Below are 26,597 nucleotides of genomic sequence, written 5' to 3' on the forward strand. Positions count from 1 at the left end.
TTAACTTTTTGTTTTAATTTTTTCTAGCTCTTCATTTAATTTTTTGTTCCATTCTAAAGTTTCTTCTTGAAATTCAGAATTTGGATACGCTTTCTTGAAAGCTCTGTAATAATTTATAGCAAGCTGTATTCTTTCTTCTTTTAAGTTTTCTATACTTAAAAGTGCTAAATTATACTCAGCATGTAATCTGTAATATAATGCTTCTTCTTTTAATCTTGAACCTGGAAAATCAAACAAAAAATTGTTGAATGACTTTACAGAAGCCTTATAATCCCTAATTAAATCGTATTGCTTTGCAATCTCGAAGGCTTTTTTTTCTAATTTAAAATCTAATTCTTTAACAAGTTTATTAGCTTCTTCACCATATTGCGAATTAGGATACTGATTTACAAACAACTGAAACTTCTCAATAGCCTCAACAGTTTCCTTTTGTTCTTTGGAATATACGGGTGAATTATGATAATAGCCTTTTGCGGATAAAAAAGCGGCTTGTTCAGCTTTTTCACTTTTAGGATATATATCCGTAAACTTATCGAAATGGTAACTAGATATATAATAGTCCTTCATTTCGTAAGCGCACATGGCATGCATAAACGTTAGTTTTTCTGCTTGAGGTTTCCCTCTGTACTTTGGAAGAACTTGATCGAACAATCGCTTAGCTTTATTATATTTGCCAGCCTCGAACAATTCTGTCCCTAGTTTGAATTTCTCTCCTACATCTTCAGACCTTAGCGCTTTCTGAAAGTCACTACACGACACTAACACTATAGCACCAAATAATATGTAAAGTCCTCGCTTCATAAATTTTAAACAAGTTGCAAAAGTACGCATTTATAACGGAATTTGAAAGTGAAAATTATATGCTAAAATAAACTCAATTTTGGGTGCTAAATACAGTTTAGATTAAATTTAACTTTTGCCCAAATCTCGTATAGCCATTTCAATATTTTTTTTGAGCTTATCCGTAGCTTCCACTAAGGGCAACCTAACGTGCGATTTTGATATGTTCAGAGCGTCTAAAACCGCTTTAATACCTGCGGGATTGTTTTCCGAAAAAATTAACCCTGTAATTGGCATTAATTTAAAATGAATACTATAAGCTTCTTTTGCTTTACCTGCAATACCTAGACGAATCATTTCAGAGAATTCTTTTGGCAAGGCTTGTCCAATAACCGATATTACACCAGAACCTCCCGCCAAAGCAACCCCCAGAGCCAAATCATCATCACCAGAGATTACCAAAAAACCATCTGGTTTTGATCTTAACAATTCTAAGTATTGATGTACATTGTTTCCAGCTTCTTTTACTGCTATAATGTTTTCAAAATCATTGGCTAGCCTAAGTGTTGTTTCCGGTAACATATTAGAAGATGTTCTGCCTGGAACATTATACATTATTATCGGCTTTGGGGATATTTCAGCTATAGCTTTAAAATGCTGGTATATGCCTTCTTGTGTTGGCTTACTGTAATATGGCGAAACTGATAAGATAGCATCAATATTAGAGAAGTCCGTTGTCTTGATTTCACTTATAACCGCAGCCGTATTATTACCTCCAATACCTAAGACCAAAGGTAATCTTCCACTATTTACCTTGGCTATGAATTTTACCAATGTTTTCTTTTCTTCAGTGGTAACGGTAACGCTCTCTCCGGTTGTTCCACTTATTACCAAGTAGTCCGTTCCATTTTCAATATTGTACTCTACCAAACGTTGCAATGCATCATAATCGATACTTAAATCTGATTTAAATGGTGTTATCAACGCTACTCCTGTACCTATAAAATTGATCATTATAATTTGTTTAAAATGTTGAGGTATTTTTTAAATTCTATTTTAAAGGTGTTTATATCCTTTGGTTTGGTTTTAATGATTAGGTCGTACAAACGTTCGTCATTTCTGCACAGACCAACTTTTAAATTTGCCTTAGATAATGCTGTAATGAGATTTAAATATAAATTTTCATTTTCATAGTAACTTATCAGCACATCATAATCTTCGTTTATAAAAGCCTGCAAATCTATATTATTAATTTTTCCTTTCCAACCAAAATCCTTAGGACTAAAATAGGTTTCCCATTGGCTGGATTCAAATTTATCATCATTGGTGTAAGCTATAATCTTATGCCGTGGAGATGTTAAATTGAGTTCCTTAAAATATGTTCTAAAGGTTTCAAAATCATCAAATTCATCAGCATTCAATAACACCGAAATTACCTTTACCTTTTGGTTGCTTACAGCTACCTTTCTGGCATCTAACAATTTGTTAACGTACTTTCGGTTCGATTTTTCCTTAAAAGCTTTTAAAAACATTTATCTTTAGCCTTTGTGCAAATTTAGTAAAAGCAAGCACATATATCAGTTAACAACCTATAAGTTATTCAATGACTATTAAACATATTTTTAAACTCTATTTTTTAGTTTTTGTTTTTTCATGCAATAACGATTTGCATCTGTCTAAAATAGAAGGAGAGCGTATAGAAATTGACGCTGCCATCGCTTCAGATTCTGATATTGAAAACTTCATAAAACCATATAGAGAAAACGTCAATAAAAATCTTGACAGTGTTATTTCTTATGCGCCAGATACATATTCAAAATCTGATGGGGAATTTAATACAGCCATTGGCAACTTAATGGCCGATGCGGTTTTTGAAGAAAGCAATCCGATTTTTAACAAGCGTACCGGAAAAACTATCGATTTGGTACTTTTAAATTACGGTGGAATAAGATCCATTATTTCACAGGGAAATATAAAAATACGCACTGCCTTTGAAGTCATGCCTTTTGAGAATTCAGTAGTTGTTGTTGCAATTAAAGGTCAGCAAGTACTGCAAATGATGGATTATTTATCAAAGGATAAACGCGCACATCCTGTTTCTAAACACTTACAACTATCATTAAACAAGAATTCCGAAGTTACCAAGGCAACAATCAGCGGAAAACCAATAGATAAAGGCACAACGTATTATGTGGCTACAAATGACTATTTATATAATGGTGGAGATCGTATGGATTTTTTTCATCCTAATGATAGCTTTTATGTCCTTGATTATAAAATTAGAAATGTACTCATTGATTATTTTAAAAGGAAGGATACAATTCGCCCCAAACGTGATAATCGTTATATAAAATTAGAAGATTAGACATGAATAGAAGACAATTTATACAACAATCAACCGCAGCAACCGCCTTATTAGGTATGGGAGGTATTGGTTTGCAATCTTTTAATACTTCTAAAGCTAAAAAAATCACCATTCTTCACACTAATGATGTGCATAGTCATATAGATCCTTTTGGGCCAGATCACAAAAGAAATCCTAACAAAGGTGGTGTAGCAAGACGTGCGACATTGGTAGAATCGATTCGGAAAGAAAATCCAAATACGCTATTGCTAGATGCAGGTGATATTTTTCAGGGCACGCCTTACTTTAACTATTATGGAGGCGAACTAGAGTTTAAACTAATGAGCATGCTTAACTACGATTTGGCAACCATTGGCAATCATGATTTTGACAACGGAATTGATGGGCTCTATGCACAATTGCCACATGCTAAATTTGAATTTGTATCTGCTAATTACGATTTCACAAATACTGTAATGGATACACATGTAAAGCCATACAAAACTTTTATAAAAGACGGAATTAAAATAGGTGTATTTGGACTCGGAGTTCAACTAGATGGGCTTGTTGATAAAAATATGTACAAAGAAACGGTTTACAACGATCCTATTGAGATAGCCCAAGACATGTCTCGTCTGCTTAAAGAGGAGCAAGCCTGTGATTTGGTGATCTGTTTATCTCACATAGGCTATTACTATCGAAATGTACCAGACAGAGTTTGTGATCTAGCGTTGGCAAAAGCTACTAAAGATATTGATCTTATTATTGGCGGACATACCCATACGTTTTTACCAAAACCTACGATTGAAAAGAATAGTGTCGGGGAAAATGTACTTATCAATCAAGTTGGTGCTTATGGCTTGTACCTTGGAAAAATTGATTTCTATTTTGAGCCTGGAAAACCCACAAAAACACACGGAGCTTCTATAATTGTGTAGTGGATTTGTAAGTAACCTTAATTTGAACGTCTAAGATTTCAACACAACCGTATAAACCATGAAATCTAAGAAAATCATTTTGGCGTTAAGAATTATAGTCGCTATTATCTTAATACAAACACTTCGTTTTAAATTCACAGCCCATCCAGATAGTGTCTATATTTTTGAAACTGTAGGCTTAGAACCTTATGGTAGAATTGGCATAGGTATATTAGAACTTATTGCCAGTATATTGCTTTTAATACCAAAAACAGTTTGGGCTGGCGCAACACTAACTTTAGGCCTTATTGGTGGTGCTATTATGATACACCTAACTCGGTTGGGAATTGAAGTACAAGGTGATGGAGGTATATTATTTTACACAGCAATATTAACTTTTGCATTGAGTGCAATTATATTATATGCTCAACGCAAGAATATACCGATTATTGGAAAAAATTAAGTTTCTAATTGTTTTTCGTCTTTATATACAGGTTCTGGTTCTGGACCAGTAAAATCCAATTGAGACTGTAAATAGAAAAACAGAAATGCCATGACCAATAAGAATGAATAGATAAATCCCAGATTGTTATCATCCAGTATATAGAAATAGGTCAATTGAATTATCTCAGAAAACACAATACAAATAGATCCAATTAAGAATAGCATGGATTTTTTATCATTTCTATACATATAATTAATCAGAGCTACAGATAGCAGCAGCATTATAACAGCATTATAAACAAACTCTAAAATGTACTCTTCATAAGAAAGCACACTCTGCGTTGTGTCCGTAACCAATGTAACACAAAAAATGTCTAAAACTACCAATATTATAATAGGTATGGACAACTCAGAAAAAACCTTTTTTAAATTGAGATCCATAACTATCTTAATGGTTAAGAATGAATATGAAATAATATAAAAAATATTGGCTATGTAGTAAACATAATCTATTTCCTCATTTTTAAGTTCTGGAATATAATTAGCATAAAAGCTGACCAATTGAGCAATTGTAAAAAAGACCAAGAACCAAAAGAAATATTTGGTTTTATTTACTGTCCAACGACAATACAAGAATGTAAGTAGCACAAGCATTAAAGCACTTATGGCAGAACCTTCCGCCTCAAAAGCAAAGCCCTGAAGCACTATAAACAATCCGCCTAAAAGTAATAAAACTACTTTTAATATTTTATTCACTAACATTAATTAATCCCTTATTAATAAAACAAATATAAAAATATTTTACAATTAAACGATAAAAAATTACATTTAATCGATTAAATATAAGATTTTACGTAAGAAATTACTTTAAAAACTCTAAAAACGCATGCTCAGAAAGGATTGGGATATTAAGATTTTCTGCTTTTGTACGTTTGCTTGGTCCCATTTTATCGCCAGCAACAACATAACTTGTTTTAGATGAAATGGATGAGGATACTTTTCCGCCATTATCCTCGATTATTTTTTTAAGCTCATTTCGAGATAAGGATTCAAAAACACCAGACACAACAAATGTCTGTCCTTTTAACTTATCGGTTTGATTGGCCAGCTTGTCTGCCGAAATTTCCAATTGCACTCCAAACGACTTTAAGCGTTCAATGATTTTCTTATTTTCTTCCGATGAGAAAAACTCAACTACACTTTCAGCTATACGCTCGCCTATTTCATCGACTGTTACCAAATCTAACGTTGAAGCAAACATAAGAGCATCAATGGATTTATAATGCTTTGCCAACTTCTTAGCGACCGTTTCACCAACATATCGTATTCCTAGAGCAAACAGGACACGCTCAAACGGAATCTGTTTAGAGGCTTCTACCCCACTGACAAGATTTTCAGCACTTTTTTCAGCCATACGTTCAAGAGGAATTATCTGCTCAACGGTTAATTCATACAAATCTGAATAATTAGAAATCAATCCTTCTTTAACCAATAATGCAACTGTTTCTCCACCTAGACCTTCAATATCCATTGCCTTTCTAGATATGTAATGCTGAATTCTACCAACAACCTGCGGCGGACAAACATTATAATTAGGACAATAATGTTTGGCTTCTCCTTCTGGCCTAATGAGTTCAGTGTTACATTCTGGGCAATTGGATATATAAACTGTAGATTGAGAATCTTCTGGCCGTTTGCTTAAATCTACAGCAATAATTTTGGGAATAATTTCACCTCCTTTTTCTACAAAGACCTCATCGCCTTCTCTAATATCTAATTTTTCAATCTGATCTGCATTATGTAATGAAGCACGTTTTACAATGGTACCTGCCAATTGTACAGGCTCTAAATTGGCAACTGGTGTAATTGCTCCAGTTCGGCCAACCTGATAGGTTATTTCATTAAGCCTCGTAGATACTTGCTCTGCCTTAAACTTATAAGCCATTGCCCACCGTGGTGCCTTAGATGTATAACCTAATTCATCTTGCTGGAAAAGACTATTGACCTTAACCACAACCCCATCTATTTCGTAAGGCAAATCATGACGATGTTTGTCCCAATACTCAACAAACTCTAAAACTTCATCAATAGAATCTACCAGTTGGGCTTCCTTCGGAACTTTAAAACCCCATGCTCTAGCTTTTTCTAAACCTTCAAACTGTGTTGATATATTTAAGTTATTCCCTTTAATACTATACAATAAACATTCTAAAGGACGTTTTGCTACCTCAGCACTATCCTGAAGTTTTAAGCTCCCTGAGGCTGTATTTCTTGGATTTCGGTATGGCTCCTCGTCATTGGCAATACGCTCTTCATTCATTTTTAAAAAACCTTCTATTGGTAAAATGATTTCTCCTCTAATATCAAAACGTTCCGGATAATCCCCTTTTAGTTGCAATGGCACTGTATTGATTGTTTTTACATTAGATGTCACCTCATCTCCTTGTACTCCATCACCACGGGTTACCGCTCTCAATAATTTTCCGTTTTGGTAAGTTAAATTCATTGATGCACCATCGTACTTAAGTTCACAGGTATATTGCACATCTCCGTCTACCATTTTTTTAATTCGTTTTTCCCAATCCAACAAATCTTCTTTGGAATACGAATTGTCTAAAGAATACATTCTAAAATCGTGGACAACCGTATTAAAATTCTTTGTAATTGTTCCACCAACACGCTGTGTCGGCGAATTGACATCAAAAAATTCTGGATGCGCTTCTTCTAAGGCTTGAAGTTCTTTTAGTTTTATATCAAACTCATAATCACTAATTGTTGGATTATCGAGAATGTAATAGTTATAGTTGTGCTGACGGAGTTCGTCTCTAAGAGATTGTATTTTTTGTTCAATTTTCATCCTAAAGTCTTTCTTTATTCAACCATTTTGGTGCCGGCAATGGCACATAATTACGCATTTGTTTTAGTAAACCTTCAATTGTGGTATCAATAACAACAGCATCAAGATTTTCTTGTTTTAAAAATCCTCTTTCAACCATCATCTTACATTGTGCTATCAAAGCATCATAATAACCATTACTGTTTAGTATCCCTATGGGTTTGGTATGTAAGCCCAATTGTCCCCAAGTTGTGATTTCAAAAAACTCATCCATAGTTCCAAACCCACCTGGAATGATGATAAATCCATCACTCTTATCGTACATAATCACTTTTCTGTCGTGCATATTATCTGTAACAATGAGTTCTGAAAGTTCGGTATGTACTATTTCCTTAGTTTTTAGAAAATAAGGAATTATTCCAATAACTGAGCCGCTATGATCTAAAGCGCCTTCAGCGACTTTACCCATAGTGCCAATCTTTGCTGCGCCATAAACAAGCGTGATATTTTTTTTAGCCAATGTTTTTCCCAATGTATAGGCATCAGAAATGATTTTTGGATCGTTGCCTTTACTGCTTCCGCAAAATACTGATATACTTTTCATGTTTATTTCCCATCAAAATGAGAATCTTTAATTCATTGACACTTCGACTGCACTCAGTCTTACACTTGTTTCACTTTTTAATTCCTTTCAACATTCTATCATTGCCATTTAAATCTTTTCTAAGCTCAACACCTTCAAAGTTAGCATTTAATAAAAGCCGCTTGGTTTCGTTTCCAAGATACTGGTTAATTTCAAAATAGAGTTGGCCTTTTTGCTTCAAATTATCAACAGCGAAATCCATTATTGATTTATAAAATACCAATGGGTTATCGTCCTCTACAAACAAAGCTAAATGTGGTTCGTTGTCTATAACATTAGATCTGATTTCTGCTTTTTCTAAGTGTCTTACATAAGGCGGGTTGGATACTATAACATCAAAATTAGATTCCGTATCTAATGTAGAACGATACGTTGGTCTTAAGATATTTGCTTCAATAAAAGTAATATTGACCTTATTCAGCTCTGCATTTTGCTTAGCCACCTGTAGAGCGTCTTTGCTCACATCTATAGCATACAGCTCTGCATTTGGCAAATGTTTTGCCAAAGCAACTGCTATGCAGCCAGAACCTGTACCTATGTCTAGGATTTTAAGTTTAGATTCTTCGCTTCGCTCTAAATGACAATTAACAATCCAATCAACCAGTTCTTCAGTTTCGGGTCTTGGAATCAATGCATTTTCGTTCACCCTAAACTTTAAGCCATAAAATTCCGTTTCGCCTAATATATATTGTATTGGAATTTCCTTTTTTAATTTCTCAAGAACTTCGAAAAAAGTATCTGCCTCAGATTTAACAAAGGTGAATTCTGGTTCTAAAGCCAACTGAATTCTGGCAAAATCAAAATAGTACTCAGCGCATAAAAAGAAGAAGCTCTCAACTTCATTTTCACCATAAATTGCGTCTAATTCTTTATGAAAAATATGTTTTAAATCTTTTGCCTTCAAAATTATAAATCTTTAAGCATCCATTCGGTACATGAGTAATGACCAGTATTTCCCATAGGCTTATCAATACGCTTAAAACCTACTTTTCTATATAATTTTCTGGCATCTTCCATATATGGCAATGTTTCTAAATAACACTGATCGAAACCAGCTTTTTTCGCAAAGGCTAAACATTTTATCATCATTTTACTGCCCAAACCTATTCCCCTTGCTTCAGGCATAAAATACATTTTTTGCAATTCACATATGTTACCATCGTAATTGTCTAATGGCGAAATACCAGCTCCGCCAATAATTTCGCTTCCTTTTTCAACAACAAAATAGACTTTACGGAGTTTGTCGTAGGTTTCTGTCATACAATCTAAAGCTGCATCTTCATAAGCCGTTCCAACTTTTGGCACACCAAATTCTATTAAAACAGAACGAATGGCTTGTGCAATCTTTGGATTGTCCTTGAGTTCTATTTCTCGAATAACAATAGTATCTTTACACACTTAAATCAATTTTTGAAGACTGCACCGAAGATATAGATAATTCCTATTTTATGCTTAAAAGAATCACATTCATTTCGTTATTTTTTACATTACTTTTCAACTGTACTGTAACCGAACAACCTAAGTTTTTAGGTTTAGAAAACATTAAGGTTGTTAACTCCAACATAAGGTCAATTACATTAAAGGCAGATGCTTTATTTGCCAACCCCAATGATGTTGGAGGTGTTTTAAAGACTGATGATTTAAAGGTTTATGTTAATGACACAGAAGTCGCTACTGTAGTTTCGGACGAGTTCACCGTACCTTCTAAACAAAACTTTACCATCCCTTTAATTGTTGCTGTTGCCACAGATAGTATTATCGATAAAAAAAGCCTTGGAGGTTTATTAGGGAGTCTGATTTCTCAAAAATTGAAAGTACAATACAAAGGTGATATTAAATATAAAGTTTTAGGGTATTCCTCTACTTATGCTGTTGATGAAACTCAAGATGTGAAAATAAAACTATAATTGAACCAGCACGAAACTTACATAAAACGCTGTTTACAGATTGCTAAAAATGGTTTGGGAACAACACGCCCCAACCCTATGGTTGGTGCTGTTGTAGTCTATAAGGATAGTATTATTGGGGAAGGCTTCACGAGTCCTTATGGTCATAATCATGCCGAGGTCAATGCCATAAAATCCGTAGACGATAAATCTTTATTACAAAAAAGCATACTCTATGTTACTATAGAGCCTTGCAGTCATTATGGCAAGACTCCACCTTGTAGCGATTTAATCATAAAGCATAAAATCCCCGAAGTTGTCATAGGTTGTGTTGATGACAATCCAGAAGTGGCTGGTAGTGGTATTACAAAACTCAAAGCTGCTGGCAGTAAAGTTACTTTAGGCGTTTTAGAAGATGAATGCAGAAAACACCATAAACGTTTTTTTACATTTCATAACAAAAAACGCCCTTGTATTATTTTGAAATGGGCAGAAACTACAGACGGTTTTATAGCACCAAAATTTAAAAATGAGCAAAAGCCCGTTTGGATTACCAATCCCTACTCAAGACAATTAGTACATAAATGGCGTGCAGAAGAACAAGCAATTTTGGTAGGTACCAATACAGTTTTAGAAGATAATCCAAGTTTAACGATAAGAAATTGGGAAGGTAAAAATCCCATCAGAGTCATTATAGATAAAGACTTAAAACTGAATGCTGATTTCAAAGTTTTCAATAGTGAAGCCGAAACCATTAGGATATCGCAAAAAGATATTGACTTTAATCAACCAGTGGCCAATCAAATTGCTACCATTCTATATAAAAAGAATATTAATTCCATTATTATTGAAGGTGGAGCAAAAACGCTTCAGACCTTTATACATGAAAACCTATGGGATGAAGCACGGGTTTTTACAGGACAAGCGGAGTTTAAAACTGGCATAAAAGCTCCCAAACTGAAAGGGCAATTGATTTCAGAATCAAAAATAGAAAGTGACCTTTTAAAAATTTATGCTAATAGTTAATGGGTTTCTATTTTCGTAAGACATGAATATGATTAAAACATTAATATTCGATTTTGGAGATGTCTTTATCAACTTAGATAAAGAAGGTGCGATGCAAAATGCATTGAAACTGTTTGGTCTTGAGGTTTTTGAAGCGGATATGATTGAGACCAACATGCAATACGAAATTGGTAGAATTTCAACTGAAGAATTTATAAAGTTCTACCTTTCAAAGTTTCCTAACCTTAGCCAAACCCAGATAAAAAATGCCTGGAACTATATTGTAAAAGACTTTCCTAAGCATCGCTTAGAGTTTATTAAAAATTTGGCTCTAAATACTGATTACAAACTTATACTGCTAAGCAATACTAACGATATGCATATCGATTTCATTAAAACACATGTTTACTTTTACAATGATTTTAAGCAATGTTTTGATAAATTTTATCTCTCGCAAGAGATTCATCTTAGAAAACCCAATAAAGACATTTTTGAATTTATTTTAAATGAAAACAATCTAAACCCTAATGAATGCCTCTTTGTAGATGACACTAAAGAGAATACAGATGCAGCTGAATCTATGGGGTTTCATGTTTGGGATATCGATGAAACCCAAGAAGATGTTGCTAACCTTTTTAAAATTAAAACTACGCTCTTTTGATCTACTTACTCCTTAGTGTATTATCATCGATGGCAATTTTTGTGTTGTTTAAACTTTTTGATAAGTTTAAAATTAATACAATACAAGCTATCGTCGTTAATTATGTTACAGCTTTTTCGTGTGGTTTTTTCTTTTATGAAGGTACGATTGAACCAGAAATTGCAAATACAAACTGGTTTTTTGCCGCCATAGCACTTGGGTTTCTCTTCATAGCCATATTCAATGTCATGGCATTAACTGCACAAAGAAATGGGCTTTCAGTAGTTTCCGTTGCCAGTAAGATGAGTGTCATCATTCCTATTTTATTTGGTATCATTATTTATAATGAAAGTACAGGGGTTTTAAAAATTGTAGGAGTCATTCTGGCCCTAGTTGCGGTTTACTTGACTTCTGTAAAACAAAAAGATGATGCTGTTTTAACACAATCCTTGTATCTACCGGTCATATTATTTCTGGGGTCTGGCATCATAGATACTTCGGTAAATCATTTTGCGCCAAAAAATGAAATGCAGTTATTTTTGGCTGTGATTTTTGGTATGGCTGGTTGCATTGGATTCTTCATTCTTGGTTATAAAGCCATAAAACTAAAGCAGTACTTTCAATTAAAAAGTGTGCCTTTTGGTATTGCACTCGGAATTGTAAATTACAGCTCAATGTATTTTCTGCTGAAAGCTTTGCATGTCGATGGATTTGAGAGCTCTTCTGTATTCACCATTAACAATGTTGCCATTGTTGCCTTTACAACATTGACAGGCCTCATACTCTTTAAAGAAAAGATATCTAGAAAAAATTGGTTGGGTATTATAATAGCTATGGTTTCAATTATTTTAGTAACATTAAATGATGGAAATTAAAGACACTTACAAAACCATATTAAAAACTTCTGAAGGAGATGTATTTAAAGACAGAAACAGTAAATTTTATGGGTTTGCTTTTCCCGTAACTACAGAAACACAAGTAAAAAACCATATTGAGACTCTAAAAAAGCAACATTATTCGGCACGTCATTGGTGTTATGCCTACCAAATTGGTACAGAGACCATAAAGCACAGAGCAAATGACGACGGAGAACCAAATAATTCTGCCGGAATGCCTATTTATGGGCAAATACAATCTTTTGAGCTTACCAACATTCTTATCGTAGTCGTCCGCTATTATGGCGGTACAAAACTTGGTGTAGGTGGTTTGATTAATGCTTACAGAACAGGAGCACAATTAGCTTTGGAAGCTGCTGAGATTATAGAAAAGACTATTGACAAAAAATTTCAGCTCAATTTTGAATATAAAAATATGAGCAAGGTTATGCGAATGCTAAAAGAAAATCAGGCAGAAATCACCAGCCAAACCTTAGAGCATGACTGCCAGTTAGAAATATCTGTCAGAAAAGGAGACGGCAATAAAGTATTTGAACTTTTTAGTACTTTTTTCGGCGTTGAAATCCGTGAATTATAACGAATAATTTTGCAGTTTATCTAAAAGGTATTTAGGGCAACGTGTAGGTCTATTGCGCTTCGTATCGATAAAAGCTAAAATGGTATGTCCAGTTGCCAGTAAATCATTGGCTTGGTTTCGTAATTCGTATTCAAATTCTATAGATGCCGTTGGTATTTTTTTTAGCATAGTTTTTACTTTAAGCTCATCATCATATCGTGCTGAATTTTTGTAATTTATAGATAAAGAAATTACTGGAAGCATTATGCCCTCTGCTTCCATATTACTGTAACTCAGCCCAAACTCACGTAACCACTCAGTTCTTCCAACTTCAAAATAAATTGCATAATTGGCATGGTACACAACGCCCATCTGGTCTGTCTCACCATAGCGAACTCTTATTTTTGTTTCATTAAAATTCATTTTTTTTGGACAGTTTAAGAAAAAATTTGTAATTTCAACATGTTTTAAACATGGTAAAAAAATTCTAAATATTCAATGTTATTTGATTTTTTTTTTAAGAATTTTGTTCACATATTTGTCATGTTCAAAACAATAAGAGAATCTTAATTCTCTTTTTTTTTGCTAATCTAACTAACAATATAAATCTAACTTTACGAATGGATAACACAGCGGAATCTGTATGGAGTAATTGTCTCGCCTTTATAAAAGATAATATACAACCACAAGCCTATAAAACATGGTTTGAACCTATACAAGCTGTAAAACTTTCTGGCAATGCGCTCAGCATTCAGGTGCCAAGTAAATTTTTCTATGAGTGGTTAGAAGAACATTACGTAAAAATCCTAAAAGTTTCCTTAACAAAAGAACTAGGCGAAGATGCTAAATTGGTGTATGTTATTAAGATGGAAAACACATATGGCAACAAACAACCTTTTACAGAAAAAATTCCGAGTGCCAATAGGACTGCTGTTAAATCTCAAGACGTAGATGTACCCTTCAACAATAAAAGTCCTGAACTAAAAAATCCGTTTGTAATCCCTGGGATTAGAAACGTTAAGATAGAATCGCAATTAAATCCCAGTTATACATTTGAAAACTTCTTAGAAGGTGACTCTAACCGTTTGGCTAGAAATGCAGGTATTGCAGTAGCCAACAAACCTGGTGGCACATCATTCAATCCACTTTTAATTTTCGGAGGTGTTGGTCTAGGAAAAACACATTTGGCACATGCTATCGGTGTTGATATTAAAGACAAATATCCTGAAAAAACCGTTTTATACATCTCTGCAGAGAAATTTACACAACAGTATATTGACTCAGTAAAAAAGAACAATAGGAACGATTTTATTCACTTCTACCAAATCATTGATGTTCTTATTATTGATGATGTTCAATTCTTATCGGGCAAAACCGGTACACAGGATGTATTCTTCCATATTTTTAATCATTTACATCAAAATGGTAAACAAGTTGTATTAACCAGTGATAAAGCACCAGTTGATATGCAAGACATAGAGCAGCGTCTCTTGTCGCGATTTAAATGGGGACTTTCGGCAGAATTACAAACACCAGATTTTGAAACCAGAGTTTCTATCCTAAAAAACAAGTTGTATAGAGATGGTGTAGAGATGCCAGAAGACATCATTGAATATGTCGCAAAGCATATTAAAACTAATGTTAGAGAACTAGAAGGTGCTATCATTTCTTTAATTGCTCAATCTTCCTTCAATAGAAAAGAGATCACTATCAATCTCGCTAAAGATATCGTTGAGAAATTTGTAAAAAACACCAAGCGCGAAGTATCCATAGATTATATACAAAAGGTTGTTTCGGATTATTTTCAAATGGATGTAAGTACGCTTCAATCCAAAACACGAAAACGCCACATTGTACAAGCACGTCAACTAGCTATGTTTTTTGCTAAAAAATATACCAAAGCATCATTGGCCAGTATTGGTTCTCAAATAGGGCAACGTGACCATGCTACGGTATTGCACGCATGCAAAACAGTAGATAACTTATCCTCAACGGATAAACAATTTAGGAAATATGTTGAGGATTTGGCTAAAAAACTATCGCTGTAAAATTCAATCATTATGGCTCGTATTCTTATGGTGTGCTTAGGCAATATTTGTCGTTCGCCATTGGCTCATGGTATTTTAGAATCAAAACTCCCTTCAGATCATTTTTATGTAGATTCTGCAGGCACTGCAGCTTACCACATAGGAAACTCACCAGACCATCGCTCTATAAAAGTTGCCAAAACTCATGGAATTGATATAAGCCACCAGAGTGCAAGACAGTTCAAAGTATCAGATTTTGATACTTTTGATTACATCTACGCCATGGATTCTTCAAATTATAATAACATCATTAGTCTTGCAAGAGGCAATGAGGATATTGGTAAAGTAAAGTTATTTTTAGAAGAGAATACTGCTATTTTTAACAAAAATGTACCAGATCCTTATTATGGTGATATGAGCGATTTTGAACATGTGTTCAATATTATCGAATCGACTTCTAAATTGCTCTTAAAAAAATTAATGCGTGCTTATCTATAAAGCCTTTTTCAATAATGTAAGTTTTTTTGTATTTTAGTATCAAAAACTACCCTTAATATTGATGCTATGAAAACTTTAACCTCCTTGGTATTTTGCGTTTGTTTTGCATTTGTACAAGCGCAACAACTAGATTTAGAATTATTTGCTTCAGGTCTAAATAGACCTGTAAACATAAAACATGCTGGTGATGACAGATTGTTTGTTGCCGAGCAAGATGGTCTTATTAAGATCATAAATTCTGATGGCACAGTAGAAAGCACACCGTTTTTGAATATAGACCCTCGTGTTCGAAGTGTTGGTAATGAGCAAGGACTTTTAGGCTTGGCTTTTCATCCAGATTATGATACTAACGGCCACTTTTTTGTGAATTATATAAACCTTTCTGGTGATACTGTTGTGTCCCGATTTACTAGAGACACATCCAATCCCTCTATTGCAGATTCAAACTCAGAATTGATTATCCTAACTTTCTCACAACCTTTTAGCAATCACAATGGTGGTGAGTTGCAATTTGGGCCAGATGGTTACTTATACATATCTAGTGGAGATGGAGGTTCTGGCGGTGATCCTCAAGACAATGGTCAAGACCTAGGGAACCTTTTGGGCAAATTAATACGAATTGATGTCAATAATTCTACATCTACAAATCCGTATGTAATCCCATCGGATAACCCTTTTGTTGGTATTGCTGGGAATAGAGGTGAAATTTGGGCTTATGGCTTACGTAATCCATGGAAATTTTCTTTTGATAGAATGAATAGTGATTTGTGGATTGGGGATGTTGGGCAAAGCGCAAGAGAAGAAGTAAACAATGTGCCCTCTACTACAGCTGGTGTTAATTACGGATGGAGATGCTATGAAGGCAATAACACCTTTAATACTACTGGATGCCCAAGTAGCAGTACATTGACATTTCCTGTTTTTGAGTATGCACATGGTACTGGCCGATGCTCCATAACAGGTGGCTATGTTTACAGAGGATCAGATTATCCAAATTTTGATGGCTTATACTTCTTCGCTGATGTATGTTCGCAAGAAGTAGGTTACATAGAATTTGATGGTGCAAATTGGAATTCAACTTTTGAAGATTTCTCCGGGGCTTTGGCTGCATTTGGAGAAGACATCAACGGAGAACTTTACATAGCTTCATTAGGTGGTAACATCTCTAAGCTTGTTGATACTACGCTAAACGCAGATGAATATGGATTGGAAGGAATATCTATTTACCCAAACCCGGCTAAAGACGAATTAATTATTGATTTTTCTGCAACCAATACTTCTTCTTTAGAGATTTTGATTTACGATATGCAAGGAAAAAAAGTGACCTCCATAGCCAAAAACACAAATACGATTTGGAAAATAAATACTTCAGATTATGCTAAGGGTATTTATCTCATGAAGATTAATAGCGAAAATGGAGAGCAACTCACCCATAAACTGATTGTTAATTAATGAATAGTCACAAAGGTAAACTATACCTTATTCCTACTAGATTAGGTGATAACCCACCACTTGAAGTATTACCAATTTCAATAAAGAAAATTATTGAGCACGTAAACTTTTATATCGTTGAGAATGAAAAAACAGCACGTCGTTTTATTAAGCGCGTTTCTCCTGGTAAATCTCAGTCTAAGTTAAAATTAAGTGTCTTAAACAAATATACCACCGAAGGTGAGCAAAACACCTTTTTAAATCCATGCCTGGAAGGTGAATCCATAGGTTTATTGTCAGAAGCAGGTTGTCCCGCTATTGCAGATCCAGGATCAGACATTGTTAGTCTAGCTCATCAAATGAATGTGAAAGTCGTACCTCTAGTTGGCCCATCGTCAATATTATTGGCATTAATGGCTTCTGGAATGAACGGCCAAAGTTTTACTTTTAATGGTTATTTGCCCATTGATAAAAACGAGCGTAAATCTAGATTGAAAACTTTAGAAAGGCTTTCATTTGAACAAAATCAATCTCAGATTTTTATTGAAACTCCATACAGAAATATGAAGATGTTAGAGGATTTAGCAAAAGTTCTGCATCCAGAAACCAGAGTTTGTGTAGCGTGCGACCTAACATTACCTTCAGAATTCATTAAAACGTTACCTGCAAAGGATTGGAAGCACAACAAAGAGGACTTTCACAAAAGACCTGCCATTTTTATTATACAAAAAGATTAAATTAAATTCTAGCCTTAGCTTTTTTATTTGGCTCTAAAACGGAAGTATCGTAGCCAGAAAACTTTCTCATGTAATGCTTCACAGTAGAACCATAAGCATCAGCAAAATTGCTGCTTCCATAGCTTCGTAAATATTTTTTAACACTACCTGGACCCGCTAAATGTGCAGCAGCCAAAATACCAGATTCTGTAACTTTTATCCCACCAATAACTTTACCTTCAAAACGTTTTATGTCTTTTCTCAAAATCCATTTATTACGCTCGGCATTTGCTATAAATGCTTTTTCCTGTAGTTCTGGGTTATATAAAAACTGGTTGGGATTGTAAATTCCTATAAGCTTCAATGTTTCAGCACCAAACTGGTATTTTCCTAAATAGCCTAATGTATTTACTGTAAAATAATCACCTCTCGATTCCTTAAACGCTAAAGCTTCTTTAAAACCCTCAAAAGACTTACCCAAGTGTGGAGTGAAAATAGTAGTGTTTGCAGCATCAGCTTCAGATGCCATTGCCAACTCTTCAGATATGTTATAATTGAGATCCAAGCCTTCTGTAGAATACAGATTAGAATCTAGAGAGGAATCTGGATACAACGCCAAAGCAATTAGTACACAGATTGAAAATGGTAATATAAAATTCTTAACCTTATTTATCATAACAGCTAATTTTAAACTAATAAAACATTCCCCATCTTGCTTTATTAAATTCGGGTGCAAATATACGAATTTTTATTGAATACTGAAAATCAATCTGTTAAGCTTTGTTAAAACCCGCTAAAAGTAGATATAATGTAGCTTTACACGCCCTTTACTATTAAGCTCTAAAGTAGGGAAAGGTACCTTAATGACATTAAAAACATCAAATATGGTTTTTAGGAAGCGTGAACTTGTCTTAATTCGGGTTAAGTCAATGTCTAAACTCAAGTAGTATTGACGTATTCTATCTTGATTTAAAAACAGCGGATCGTTAGCTTCACCCGTCAACATTCCGTCAGCTCCATAGCCAAAAGCCAAATTCAACCAATGAGGTATCGCATCAGTTTTTAAAAACGAATGAATATTGGCACTTAGCCAGTAGGTTTGTCCATTGTAATCTTTCAAAAACTCTTCAGACCAGCCATCACCTAACTTATCTGGACGCATTTTCGCAAAGCGTGTCCGATGAAATGAATATTTTAATGTGATGCGCTGCTCCTTCCAAAGCAATTCCTGACCCACATACAATCCTGTGCCTGCTGCATTGGCCGCCATATCTGTCCAGGAAAACCCCCATTCTTCAGAAAAACCATCCATAACTTCAACAGCCGTTAAAAATCCCAAACCCAAAGTTGAGCCATATAGCAATTGATCCTTTTTACTGACACCTGCCCAATTTAAAGTATTGGCTCCCAACCTACCTAATTGATAAGATGAGAACACATGACCCAACTTATCCATTTGCAACCACTCCTCACTATCGTTAATAGTTTTGAATTTAGAACGCGGATAATCTGAATACCATAACTGATCTAGCCCAATAAGTGCAGCTGATGCCAATGAAACTTCGGTTATAACAACTGCATTTCTTCGGGGTGTATTTAAAGTATCACTGGGCTTTAAAAATTCATTGAATTTTGATTGCGAGAAAAGCGAACCAGAAATACAAAGCCACAAGATTATGTAAAGGCAATTTTTCAAATCTTATCTATTGATGCCCTGAGAAGATAAATAACGCTGATACTCCCTTGCATTATTGTTATGCTGCACTAAAGTTTTGGCAAACTTATGGTAACCAACACGCTTTGCATCAGCAGCAAAGTAGAGGTAACTGTGCTTTTCGGGATTTAAAACTGCTTTTACCGCAGACAAATCTGGCATAGCAATCAATCCAGGTGGTAATCCTGAGTTCTTGTAAGTATTATAAGGTGATTCGATTTCTTTATGAATATTCAGCACACGTCTTATCACTGTATGTTTATATTCTGGCAATTGATAAGCTGCAAATTTTAAAGTTGGATCAGCCTGTAAAGCCATACCAATCCTCAATCTATTAAGGTAGACACCTGCTACTCTTGGTTGTTCTTCAGGTTGTTTAGATTCTTCGTGCACAATTGAGGCAAGCGTCATCACTTCATCTGGCGAAAGGTTTATTTTTTTGGCTTTATTGCGCCTGTCTTCATTCCAAAAACGATTATATTCCTTTAACATCTTATCTCTAAACCCTTCCGCAGATGTGTTCCAGAAAAACTCATAACTATTGGGTAAATACATCCCTAGAGCTGTGGCTCTTGTAAATCCATTTTTGTTTAAAAAAGCATTATCTGTCATAGCAGCAAGTAATGATGTACTATCAGCTTCAATTTGTGTGCTTATTCTTCCTGCTAAATCTGCTAAACTGTGTTGATTGTTGAATGCTATTTTTATTGGCAAGTTTTTACTCCTAATGGAATTGATAATATCATTATTGTTCATACCCTTAGATATGGCAAAACGGCCTGCTTTGATATTTGTAGTATACTTTTTTTGACTTGCCAATGCATCAAATGTATCGATATCATCCAAAAGTGGTTCTAACTGTTCCCTTACCTGAGGATATGTGGCATTAGTTGGCACATAAATATATGCCGTTTCATTGTTAAAAGCCGTATTGGGTTGAAACATCGCACCATATATATAATAAGCAATGAATGCAAAAATCACAAGTCCGATCAAGGCAATTGCCCAAAGAATTTTTTTTATATACATATATTAGTCGTTAATACGTTGTAAAATATATTCGTTTAAAAACTGATTACCATCAAAACTCCAATCTTTTTTCAATCCTATTTTTTTAAAACCATTATTTTCAAACAATTTTAAACTGGCCTCGTTATACTCTAAAATATTAGCATAGACCTGATGCAAGTGGAGCGTTTTAAAGCAGTAGTTAATCAGAAGTTCTAAGGCTTCTTTTCCGTAGCCTTTATGTCTATCAGATTCATCTTGAATTAAAATTCCAATACCAGCGCGCTTATTTTTAATATTAAAATCAAAAACGTCTATAAGCCCAATAGTATTGTTCTCATTAGTGCAAATAGCTAAGCGTAATTGCTTAGCTTCAAAAATATCTTGCTGTGCATTTTCAAGGTATTTCTCAATTAAAAATCTAGAATATGGTGTTTGGGTATCGCTCAAATGCCAAAGCGATATATCGTTTTCAACCTTATGAACAAAATTTAAGTCTTCTGGCTCTAAAGCTCTCAAATAAATATGGTTACCTTTTAAACTTACCATTCCATTTCTCCTTTAAAAACTTGTTCAGCCGGACCTATAAGCCAAATGTTGTCATAGCCTTTTTCATTTTTATTAAAACTTACCTTAAGCTCTCCTCCTTGGGTTTTAAGGTTTATAACATTTTTAGATGCTTTGGCTTTAGAATGCATTGCTAAAGCCACAGCAGTAACACCAGTGCCGCAGGATAGAGTTTCGTTCTCTACTCCACGCTCATAAGTTCTAACAGCAAATGTATCATCCGTAATTTGCTCAACAAAATTCACATTGCTCCCAGCTTTGCCATAAAGTCCTCCGTACCTTATCGTTGAGCCTTTTTCTTTAACGTTAAAACTTTCAATAGCAGTAACCATTTCAATATGATGTGGTGAACCCGTATCTAAAAACGTATGAGTTTCAAAGGATTCAATATAGGAAACGTCTTGCATTTGCAAATGCACAATGCCATCTTCAATTTTTGCTTTATGCAATCCATCTATAGCATTGAATTCGGTTTCATCATCAATAAGACCTAAAAATTTGGCAAAAGCTGTTATACAACGCCCTCCATTACCACACATGCTACTTTCATTACCATCAGCATTATAATAGACCATTTTAAAATCTGAAGTTTTGTCATTTTCTAAAAGGATAAATCCATCTGCTCCGATGCCAAAACGTCTGTCACATAATTCTGCTATGCGTTTGGTATTATTTTTGTCGATTTTTTGCAAACGATTGTCAACGATAATGAAATCGTTTCCTGTGCCCTGATATTTGTAAAATGTCATCTTAATAAATATTGGCAAATATAAGAATATTAGACCGAGAAATGCGATGTTAAAACGGCGTTAAAGTTGGCGTTAAATAGTCGTTAAAATCAAAAATGAGATTCAATAAATATCTAAATTTAATCGTTAAATAGTTAAACTTAAATTCTGAAAAATTATGAAGAAGATTTTAACCTTAGTTTGCGTTTCGGCATTAGGTGGTCTATTGACTTTAGGAGGGTACAAACTTTTTGTTGAAGACGGTAAACAAGAACAATTAACCGTAGAGCAGGTTTCTGATTTACCCATCTATGTACCAACACATACAAATGTAACCTCACCGACAAATAGCATTAGTAATATAGCTCCGAATTTTGTTGAAGCTGCAGAAAAATCGCTTGATGCTGTAGTTCATGTTAAAAACACAGCTATTGTTTCTGCACCAATGACTATGCAAGATTTATTTTATGGGCGGAGCCAACAACGTGCCCAGGTTGGCACAGGCAGTGGTGTTATCATCTCACCAACAGGATACATAGTTACCAATAACCATGTGATACAAAATGCAAATGAAATCAGTATTACACTAAATAATAATAGGTCTTATATGGCTGAATTGATAGGTACAGATGAAACCACAGATATTGCCTTATTAAAAATTGAAACAGATGAGGACCTGCCATTTATGGCTTTTGGTGACTCAGATAACGCTAAAATTGGTGAATGGGTTTTGGCTGTTGGTAATCCTTTTAACTTAAATTCAACAGTAACTGCAGGAATTATCAGTGCAAAATCCAGAGACTTAAGCGGTCGCAATACACAATCGTTCATTCAAACCGATGCTGCTGTAAATCCTGGCAACTCTGGTGGTGCTTTAGTCAATACCAATGGGGACTTAATCGGTATTAATACGGCTATATCTTCTCGTGATGGATCCTATATCGGATATTCATTTGCTGTACCAAGTAACATCGCACGGAAAATTGTTAACGATATTATGGAGTATGGCAACGTACAGAATGGCATTCTTGGTGTTGTTGGTGGAGCGCTAAATAGTAAAGCTGCCAAAGAATTGGGTACAGATATTACCGAAGGGTTTTACGTCAGTGAAGTTACAGAAGATACAGGAGCTGAAAAAGCAGGTATAAAATCTGGTGATATCATTAAAAAGGTTGATGGCGTGGAGATTAATAAATTTTCAGATTTAACAGGATACCTAAAAACAAAAAGCCCCAATGATGTGGTCAATGTTACCCTAATAAGAAATGATGATGAAAAAGTATTGCCAGTGACTTTACTAAAAAACAGTGTGGCAGAAATTCCTATTATAGGAAGAGTAAAAAATCTTGAAAATGAGGATTTAACTAAATTAAAAATTGACTATGGTGTAGAAATCAAAAAACTAAATAAAAAATATGGGCCATACCTCAAAGAATATGGTTTTGAAGTGGGCAACATTTTAACAAAAATAAATGGCAAGAAGCTCTATTCTGTTGATGACGCCCAAAGTTCTATCGAAAATCATAACTTCAATGAACCATTGCGTATAGAATTTATAAACAATAATGGCGAAAAAGAATCTATAATGATTAGATAGACATTTTTAAAACAAATAAAAGTAGCCCTTCGAAGTATAGTACTTTGAAGGGTTTTTATTTTCGATAAAAAGTATTACGAAAACGTTTGAAATATGTATTTTTGCGCAAAATTTAAAAACACTAAACCAAAACAAAATGGGTTTTAACGACACTTACGAAAAAGAGTTAGCGTTTCAGGCTGATCGCCGCAGAGCAACTGTAGAATTTATTAAAACGGTTAGCGACCTATGGTACGACAATTCTGTTGAGCTGGTTTTATTCAGAAATCAATTGATTGACAGAAAAGTGAGCGAAATTTTAAACTTGCATGAGTATGCAGGTGAATTTGTTCAAAAACCAATTTCAATTTTTGATTCTGTAGAAATTGCGCAGGCTATTAAAAAATTAAATTTACCTCCTGCTAAATTAGACATCGGCAAACTAACCTATGAGTACCATTTAGAAGACCAGAAGTACGAAAATGCAACGGCTTTCGTTTCTGCTAAATTGGGAGAAGCAAAAAAATCCAAGAACATTGAGCCAAAAGATGTTATACTTTATGGTTTTGGTAGAATTGGACGTTTAGTAGCGCGCGAATTGATGACGCGGACCGGTAAAGGCAACCAATTACGTTTGCGAGCTATTGTAACACGTGGTGAGATTAACGAGACTGTTTTAGAAAAACGTGCTTCATTGTTGAGAAATGATTCCGTACACGGGGATTTTTCTGGTATGGTAAGTGTAGATCTAAAAAACAATGCTTTAATTATTAATGGAACTACCGTTAATATTATTTCGGCAAATGCACCTGAAGATATAGATTATATGGCATATGGTATTAACAATGCTTTAGTAATTGATAATACAGGAGCATTTAGAGATGAAAAAGCCCTAGGCAGACACTTAAAGTCTAAAGGTGTTAGCAAAGTGCTATTGACTGCCCCGGGAAAAGGAGTGCCAAACATTGTACATGGCGTTAACCACCTAGAACACAATCCTGATGAAGTAGATATTTTCTCTGCGGCTTCTTGTACAACAAATGCTATAACTCCTGTTTTAAAAGCTGTTGAAGATTCCTATGGTGTTAAATCTGGCCATTTAGAAACTATACATGCTTATACCAACGATCAAAACTTGGTAGATAATTTTCACAAAAAATACAGACGCGGTAGAGCTGCAGGCTTAAACATGGTAATCACCGAAACTGGTGCAGGAAAAGCCGTAAGTAAAGCATTACCATCTTTAGAAGGCAAGTTAACTTCTAATGCCATTAGAGTTCCTGTACCAAATGGTTCGTTAGCTATTTTGAACTTAGAATTGGAAAATAAAACTTCAACTGAGTGCATGAACGCTATGATGAAAAAATATGCCCTTGAAGGTAATTTAGTAGAGCAGATTAAATACGAAATGAGTGATGAATTGGTGTCTAGTGATATTGTTGGCAGTTCTGCACCTTCAATATACGATAGCAAAGCAACCATTGTAAGAGAAGACGGAAAGAACGTAATACTATACATATGGTACGATAACGAATATGGTTACAGCCATCAGGTTATTCGACTAGCAAAATATATTTCTAAAGTAAGACGCTATGCTTACTATTAGAATTCTTTGAAAAAGAGAATATAAAATCTTGTCTTAACGGCAAGATTTTTTGCTTTTAGACAATGCCATAACATCTATTTTTAAACTTCGATCGTATATAAATTGGCTTTTCTATTTCAAAGTCGATTTGCTAAGTAATTTATTTATAATTGTTATCTTGGCACCTAATTAATCTAACACAACCAAAATTATATTAAGGATGAAATTCTTAACCAAAGTCGCTGTAATTCTTATAGTTACATTTAGTTTACAATCTATAAACAGTCAAACAAAAAAAGATGAAGCGGACGATCAATTATCATTAAACAGTGGTACTATTGACAGTCAGTTTGAATATGTTTTTAGAAAATCCGGAAACTTTAAAGGCACTAACGGACAACGATACGAAGCTGTTAAAACTGCTTGGCTTTTAACTTTAAAAGCACATGTTCTCGACTCCTTAAAAACCATCAATAAAAACTTGGAAGATTCTGAAAATACAGTGGCCAGCCAAGCTAAGGAAATTGAGGATTTAAAAGCTAAACTCGGCAATACGCAAACTACGTTAGACCAAACCAATACAGAAAAAAACAATATGGCTTTATTGGGAATGCAAACCAGTAAGACCAATTATAATGTTATTATGTGGAGTATCATAGCTGGTCTTACAGCACTGTTATTATTTTTTATCTATAAATTTAAGAGCAGTAACTCGCTAACAAGAGATGCCAAGTTTAAGTTAGAAGAGGTAGAAACTGAATTTGAAGACCATAGACGTACAGCATTAGAACGTGAACAAAAAGTAAGACGTCAGTTGCAGGACGAAATCAATAAGAACAAGGCGTAGATGTTATTCCGAACATAGCGAATAACCTCAAGATCCGTAATATTAATTGCGGATTTTTTATTGTTAGAAATTAGTTAATACTCATATTTTCAAATAATTTATACTATACATACAAGGTTAAAAAACCTCGCAGGATATTATTACCTAACATTATGTTTTGATAAGTTGCCACACTTAAAATTCATTACTCCTAAATCCCTCAATTAAACTACCTTTGCATTCTATATTATACAGACCATGCGTATAGACATCATTACCGTTTTACCAGAACTTATAAAAAGTCCATTTGAAGCCTCAATCCTTAAGCGTGCAATTGAAGCTGATTTAGTAGAAGTTCACTTTCATAATCTTAGAGATTACACAATTGACAATTACAAATCGGTTGATGATTATCAATTTGGTGGTGGAGCTGGCATGGTAATGCTTATAGAACCTATTGATAAATGTATATCTAGTCTTCAAGAAGAACGCAATTATGATGAGATTATCTATATGACACCAGATGGTGAGCGTTTAAACCAAAGTATTGCCAACCAAATATCTCTAAAAGAAAATATTATTATTCTATGTGGCCATTACAAAGGTGTAGATCAACGTGTTCGCGATAAGTTTATAACCAGAGAAATATCCATTGGAGATTATGTATTGTCTGGTGGCGAATTGGGAGCTGCCGTGTTGTGCGATGCAGTTATAAGATTGATACCAGGTGTTTTGGGCAACGAAACCTCTGCCCTAACCGATTCGTTTCAAGATAATTTATTGGCGCCACCTATTTATACTAGGCCAAGAGATTATAAAGGCATGAAAGTTCCTGAGGTACTATTCAGTGGTAATTTTGGTGAAATAGAAAAGTGGCGAGAGGAACAAGCCTATAAAAGAACCCAAGAAAGACGGCCAGATCTTTTAAACGACTAATGCCAAATGCCCAACACAAAAACTTTTCACTTTCTACT

General features: G+C 34.5%; 30 protein-coding genes. 16 read left to right on the forward strand and 14 right to left on the reverse strand.

The window, feature by feature from the left end; translation table 11 throughout:
* The 3 genes from KCG49_RS13535 to KCG49_RS13545 form a co-directional block, all read right to left on the reverse strand.
* Positions 1 to 801 (reverse strand): outer membrane protein assembly factor BamD, encoded by an 801-nt coding sequence (locus KCG49_RS13535; RefSeq protein ID WP_218547234.1) that lies wholly within the window; start codon positions 799 to 801, stop codon positions 1 to 3.
* Between the two features lie 108 nt (positions 802 to 909).
* Positions 910 to 1,794 (reverse strand): 4-hydroxy-tetrahydrodipicolinate synthase, encoded by an 885-nt coding sequence (gene dapA, locus KCG49_RS13540; protein ID WP_218547236.1) that lies wholly within the window; start codon positions 1,792 to 1,794, stop codon positions 910 to 912.
* Entirely contained in the window at positions 1,794 to 2,312 is a 519-nt protein-coding gene (locus KCG49_RS13545; protein ID WP_218547238.1) for a DUF6913 domain-containing protein, read from the reverse strand. Before KCG49_RS13545 ends, dapA begins: the two co-directional genes overlap by 1 nt.
* Before the next feature lie 71 nt (positions 2,313 to 2,383).
* On the opposite strand from KCG49_RS13545, the gene KCG49_RS13550 reads away from it, so the two are divergent.
* The 3 genes from KCG49_RS13550 to KCG49_RS13560 are packed head-to-tail and all read left to right on the forward strand — an operon-like array spanning position 2,384 to position 4,504.
* Positions 2,384 to 3,145 (forward strand): 5'-nucleotidase C-terminal domain-containing protein, encoded by a 762-nt coding sequence (locus KCG49_RS13550; RefSeq protein ID WP_218547239.1) that lies wholly within the window; start codon positions 2,384 to 2,386, stop codon positions 3,143 to 3,145.
* 2 nt (positions 3,146 to 3,147) lie between these two features.
* On the forward strand, positions 3,148 to 4,062 hold the full coding sequence (locus KCG49_RS13555) for a bifunctional metallophosphatase/5'-nucleotidase (protein WP_218547241.1): 915 nt from the start codon (positions 3,148 to 3,150) through the stop codon (positions 4,060 to 4,062).
* A gap of 58 nt (positions 4,063 to 4,120) precedes the next feature.
* The gene (locus KCG49_RS13560) at positions 4,121 to 4,504 is read left to right on the forward strand and encodes a DoxX family protein (RefSeq protein ID WP_218547242.1); all 384 of its coding nucleotides are present in this window, start codon (positions 4,121 to 4,123) and stop codon (positions 4,502 to 4,504) included.
* Here the strand turns inward: KCG49_RS13560 and KCG49_RS13565 are convergent.
* The 5 genes from KCG49_RS13565 to KCG49_RS13585 form a co-directional block, all read right to left on the reverse strand.
* Positions 4,501 to 5,241 carry a hypothetical protein gene (locus tag KCG49_RS13565; RefSeq protein WP_218547243.1) on the reverse strand — a complete coding sequence of 247 codons (741 nt, stop codon included), beginning with the start codon at positions 5,239 to 5,241 and terminating at the stop codon, positions 4,501 to 4,503. The genes KCG49_RS13560 and KCG49_RS13565 overlap by 4 nt on opposite strands.
* A 106-nt stretch (positions 5,242 to 5,347) precedes the next feature.
* The gene (gene ligA / locus KCG49_RS13570; RefSeq protein ID WP_218547244.1) at positions 5,348 to 7,342 is read right to left on the reverse strand and encodes an NAD-dependent DNA ligase LigA; all 1,995 of its coding nucleotides are present in this window, start codon (positions 7,340 to 7,342) and stop codon (positions 5,348 to 5,350) included.
* Between the two features lies 1 nt (position 7,343).
* Complete coding sequence (locus tag KCG49_RS13575) at positions 7,344 to 7,925, reverse strand: LOG family protein (protein ID WP_218547245.1); 582 nt, start codon at positions 7,923 to 7,925, stop codon at positions 7,344 to 7,346.
* A gap of 70 nt (positions 7,926 to 7,995) precedes the next feature.
* Complete coding sequence (gene prmC, locus KCG49_RS13580; protein WP_218547246.1) at positions 7,996 to 8,868, reverse strand: peptide chain release factor N(5)-glutamine methyltransferase; 873 nt, start codon at positions 8,866 to 8,868, stop codon at positions 7,996 to 7,998.
* Positions 8,869 to 8,870: 2 nt separating this feature from the next.
* On the reverse strand, positions 8,871 to 9,362 hold the full coding sequence (locus tag KCG49_RS13585; RefSeq protein WP_218547247.1) for a GNAT family N-acetyltransferase: 492 nt from the start codon (positions 9,360 to 9,362) through the stop codon (positions 8,871 to 8,873).
* A 50-nt stretch (positions 9,363 to 9,412) separates the two neighbouring features.
* Here KCG49_RS13585 and KCG49_RS13590 point away from each other — a divergent pair, with 50 nt between their 5' ends.
* Genes KCG49_RS13590 through KCG49_RS13610 form a run of 5 tightly spaced genes read left to right on the forward strand, consistent with a single transcriptional unit; the run spans position 9,413 to position 12,968 of the window.
* Entirely contained in the window at positions 9,413 to 9,871 is a 459-nt protein-coding gene (locus KCG49_RS13590) for an LEA/WHy family protein (protein WP_218547248.1), read from the forward strand.
* The gene (ribD, locus tag KCG49_RS13595) at positions 9,872 to 10,876 is read left to right on the forward strand and encodes a bifunctional diaminohydroxyphosphoribosylaminopyrimidine deaminase/5-amino-6-(5-phosphoribosylamino)uracil reductase RibD (RefSeq protein ID WP_218547249.1); all 1,005 of its coding nucleotides are present in this window, start codon (positions 9,872 to 9,874) and stop codon (positions 10,874 to 10,876) included. It begins immediately after the preceding gene.
* A 28-nt stretch (positions 10,877 to 10,904) separates the two neighbouring features.
* Positions 10,905 to 11,516, forward strand: a complete 612-nt coding sequence (locus tag KCG49_RS13600; protein ID WP_218547250.1) for an HAD-IA family hydrolase — start codon at positions 10,905 to 10,907, stop codon at positions 11,514 to 11,516.
* Positions 11,513 to 12,370: a DMT family transporter gene (locus tag KCG49_RS13605; RefSeq protein WP_218547252.1), complete on the forward strand. Its 858-nt coding sequence runs from the start codon at positions 11,513 to 11,515 to the stop codon at positions 12,368 to 12,370. The genes KCG49_RS13600 and KCG49_RS13605 overlap by 4 nt, the downstream gene beginning before the upstream one ends.
* On the forward strand, positions 12,360 to 12,968 hold the full coding sequence (locus KCG49_RS13610) for an IMPACT family protein (RefSeq protein ID WP_218547289.1): 609 nt from the start codon (positions 12,360 to 12,362) through the stop codon (positions 12,966 to 12,968). The genes KCG49_RS13605 and KCG49_RS13610 overlap by 11 nt, the downstream gene beginning before the upstream one ends.
* Here KCG49_RS13610 and KCG49_RS13615 read toward each other — a convergent pair.
* A complete protein-coding gene (locus KCG49_RS13615; RefSeq protein WP_218547253.1) occupies positions 12,963 to 13,370 on the reverse strand; it encodes an acyl-CoA thioesterase in 408 nt (135 codons plus the stop codon). The genes KCG49_RS13610 and KCG49_RS13615 overlap by 6 nt on opposite strands.
* A gap of 197 nt (positions 13,371 to 13,567) precedes the next feature.
* On the opposite strand from KCG49_RS13615, the gene dnaA reads away from it, so the two are divergent.
* The 4 genes from dnaA (at position 13,568) to KCG49_RS13635 (ending at position 17,640) form a co-directional block, all read left to right on the forward strand.
* Complete coding sequence (dnaA, locus tag KCG49_RS13620; protein ID WP_218547254.1) at positions 13,568 to 14,995, forward strand: chromosomal replication initiator protein DnaA; 1,428 nt, start codon at positions 13,568 to 13,570, stop codon at positions 14,993 to 14,995.
* A gap of 12 nt (positions 14,996 to 15,007) precedes the next feature.
* Positions 15,008 to 15,472, forward strand: a complete 465-nt coding sequence (locus KCG49_RS13625) for a low molecular weight protein-tyrosine-phosphatase (protein ID WP_218547255.1) — start codon at positions 15,008 to 15,010, stop codon at positions 15,470 to 15,472.
* Positions 15,473 to 15,538: 66 nt separating this feature from the next.
* A complete protein-coding gene (locus tag KCG49_RS13630; RefSeq protein WP_218547256.1) occupies positions 15,539 to 16,924 on the forward strand; it encodes a PQQ-dependent sugar dehydrogenase in 1,386 nt (461 codons plus the stop codon).
* Positions 16,924 to 17,640 (forward strand): SAM-dependent methyltransferase, encoded by a 717-nt coding sequence (locus KCG49_RS13635; RefSeq protein WP_218547257.1) that lies wholly within the window; start codon positions 16,924 to 16,926, stop codon positions 17,638 to 17,640. Before KCG49_RS13630 ends, KCG49_RS13635 begins: the two co-directional genes overlap by 1 nt.
* A gap of 1 nt (position 17,641) precedes the next feature.
* Here the strand turns inward: KCG49_RS13635 and KCG49_RS13640 are convergent, their stop codons facing one another.
* From KCG49_RS13640 to dapF, 5 genes are all read right to left on the reverse strand, one after another.
* The gene (locus tag KCG49_RS13640) at positions 17,642 to 18,295 is read right to left on the reverse strand and encodes a lysozyme family protein (RefSeq protein ID WP_218547258.1); all 654 of its coding nucleotides are present in this window, start codon (positions 18,293 to 18,295) and stop codon (positions 17,642 to 17,644) included.
* Between the two features lie 117 nt (positions 18,296 to 18,412).
* Positions 18,413 to 19,315 carry a DUF2279 domain-containing protein gene (locus KCG49_RS13645; RefSeq protein WP_256260015.1) on the reverse strand — a complete coding sequence of 301 codons (903 nt, stop codon included), beginning with the start codon at positions 19,313 to 19,315 and terminating at the stop codon, positions 18,413 to 18,415.
* A 3-nt stretch (positions 19,316 to 19,318) separates the two neighbouring features.
* Positions 19,319 to 20,362 carry an endolytic transglycosylase MltG gene (gene mltG / locus KCG49_RS13650; protein WP_218547259.1) on the reverse strand — a complete coding sequence of 348 codons (1,044 nt, stop codon included), beginning with the start codon at positions 20,360 to 20,362 and terminating at the stop codon, positions 19,319 to 19,321.
* Between the two features lie 3 nt (positions 20,363 to 20,365).
* On the reverse strand, positions 20,366 to 20,890 hold the full coding sequence (locus KCG49_RS13655) for a GNAT family N-acetyltransferase (RefSeq protein ID WP_218547260.1): 525 nt from the start codon (positions 20,888 to 20,890) through the stop codon (positions 20,366 to 20,368).
* Complete coding sequence (gene dapF, locus KCG49_RS13660) at positions 20,884 to 21,663, reverse strand: diaminopimelate epimerase (protein ID WP_218547291.1); 780 nt, start codon at positions 21,661 to 21,663, stop codon at positions 20,884 to 20,886. Before dapF ends, KCG49_RS13655 begins: the two co-directional genes overlap by 7 nt.
* Positions 21,664 to 21,814: 151 nt before the next feature.
* On the opposite strand from dapF, the gene KCG49_RS13665 reads away from it, so the two are divergent.
* From KCG49_RS13665 to trmD, 4 genes are all read left to right on the forward strand, one after another.
* Positions 21,815 to 23,233: a trypsin-like peptidase domain-containing protein gene (locus KCG49_RS13665; protein WP_218547262.1), complete on the forward strand. Its 1,419-nt coding sequence runs from the start codon at positions 21,815 to 21,817 to the stop codon at positions 23,231 to 23,233.
* A 136-nt stretch (positions 23,234 to 23,369) separates the two neighbouring features.
* Positions 23,370 to 24,818, forward strand: coding sequence for a glyceraldehyde-3-phosphate dehydrogenase (locus tag KCG49_RS13670; RefSeq protein WP_218547264.1), 1,449 nt, complete (start codon positions 23,370 to 23,372; stop codon positions 24,816 to 24,818).
* A gap of 199 nt (positions 24,819 to 25,017) precedes the next feature.
* The gene (locus KCG49_RS13675; protein ID WP_218547266.1) at positions 25,018 to 25,644 is read left to right on the forward strand and encodes a tRNA (guanine-N1)-methyltransferase; all 627 of its coding nucleotides are present in this window, start codon (positions 25,018 to 25,020) and stop codon (positions 25,642 to 25,644) included.
* Between the two features lie 237 nt (positions 25,645 to 25,881).
* Entirely contained in the window at positions 25,882 to 26,559 is a 678-nt protein-coding gene (gene trmD / locus KCG49_RS13680) for a tRNA (guanosine(37)-N1)-methyltransferase TrmD (protein WP_218547269.1), read from the forward strand.
* Positions 26,560 to 26,597: the final 38 nt, after the last annotated feature.

This window comes from Winogradskyella luteola, from assembly GCF_019203985.1.
GTDB classification, from domain to species: Bacteria; Bacteroidota; Bacteroidia; order Flavobacteriales; family Flavobacteriaceae; genus Winogradskyella; species Winogradskyella luteola.

Excerpts from the sequence above, each read along its gene's own strand:
- KCG49_RS13535 (WP_218547234.1), bottom strand. The coding sequence starts at position 801 with ATGAAGCGAGGACTTTACATATTATTTGGTGCTATAGTGTTAGTGTCG.
- dapA (WP_218547236.1), bottom strand. The coding sequence starts at position 1,794 with ATGATCAATTTTATAGGTACAGGAGTAGCGTTGATAACACCATTTAAA.
- KCG49_RS13545 (WP_218547238.1), bottom strand. The coding sequence starts at position 2,312 with ATGTTTTTAAAAGCTTTTAAGGAAAAATCGAACCGAAAGTACGTTAAC.
- KCG49_RS13550 (WP_218547239.1), top strand. The coding sequence starts at position 2,384 with ATGACTATTAAACATATTTTTAAACTCTATTTTTTAGTTTTTGTTTTT.
- KCG49_RS13555 (WP_218547241.1), top strand. The coding sequence starts at position 3,148 with ATGAATAGAAGACAATTTATACAACAATCAACCGCAGCAACCGCCTTA.
- KCG49_RS13560 (WP_218547242.1), top strand. The coding sequence starts at position 4,121 with ATGAAATCTAAGAAAATCATTTTGGCGTTAAGAATTATAGTCGCTATT.
- ligA (WP_218547244.1), bottom strand. The coding sequence starts at position 7,342 with ATGAAAATTGAACAAAAAATACAATCTCTTAGAGACGAACTCCGTCAG.
- KCG49_RS13575 (WP_218547245.1), bottom strand. The coding sequence starts at position 7,925 with ATGAAAAGTATATCAGTATTTTGCGGAAGCAGTAAAGGCAACGATCCA.
- KCG49_RS13590 (WP_218547248.1), top strand. The coding sequence starts at position 9,413 with ATGCTTAAAAGAATCACATTCATTTCGTTATTTTTTACATTACTTTTC.
- KCG49_RS13600 (WP_218547250.1), top strand. The coding sequence starts at position 10,905 with ATGATTAAAACATTAATATTCGATTTTGGAGATGTCTTTATCAACTTA.
- KCG49_RS13610 (WP_218547289.1), top strand. The coding sequence starts at position 12,360 with ATGGAAATTAAAGACACTTACAAAACCATATTAAAAACTTCTGAAGGA.
- KCG49_RS13615 (WP_218547253.1), bottom strand. The coding sequence starts at position 13,370 with ATGAATTTTAATGAAACAAAAATAAGAGTTCGCTATGGTGAGACAGAC.
- dnaA (WP_218547254.1), top strand. The coding sequence starts at position 13,568 with ATGGATAACACAGCGGAATCTGTATGGAGTAATTGTCTCGCCTTTATA.
- KCG49_RS13625 (WP_218547255.1), top strand. The coding sequence starts at position 15,008 with ATGGCTCGTATTCTTATGGTGTGCTTAGGCAATATTTGTCGTTCGCCA.
- KCG49_RS13630 (WP_218547256.1), top strand. The coding sequence starts at position 15,539 with ATGAAAACTTTAACCTCCTTGGTATTTTGCGTTTGTTTTGCATTTGTA.
- KCG49_RS13635 (WP_218547257.1), top strand. The coding sequence starts at position 16,924 with ATGAATAGTCACAAAGGTAAACTATACCTTATTCCTACTAGATTAGGT.
- KCG49_RS13640 (WP_218547258.1), bottom strand. The coding sequence starts at position 18,295 with ATGATAAATAAGGTTAAGAATTTTATATTACCATTTTCAATCTGTGTA.
- mltG (WP_218547259.1), bottom strand. The coding sequence starts at position 20,362 with ATGTATATAAAAAAAATTCTTTGGGCAATTGCCTTGATCGGACTTGTG.
- KCG49_RS13655 (WP_218547260.1), bottom strand. The coding sequence starts at position 20,890 with ATGGTAAGTTTAAAAGGTAACCATATTTATTTGAGAGCTTTAGAGCCA.
- KCG49_RS13665 (WP_218547262.1), top strand. The coding sequence starts at position 21,815 with ATGAAGAAGATTTTAACCTTAGTTTGCGTTTCGGCATTAGGTGGTCTA.
- KCG49_RS13670 (WP_218547264.1), top strand. The coding sequence starts at position 23,370 with ATGGGTTTTAACGACACTTACGAAAAAGAGTTAGCGTTTCAGGCTGAT.
- KCG49_RS13675 (WP_218547266.1), top strand. The coding sequence starts at position 25,018 with ATGAAATTCTTAACCAAAGTCGCTGTAATTCTTATAGTTACATTTAGT.
- trmD (WP_218547269.1), top strand. The coding sequence starts at position 25,882 with ATGCGTATAGACATCATTACCGTTTTACCAGAACTTATAAAAAGTCCA.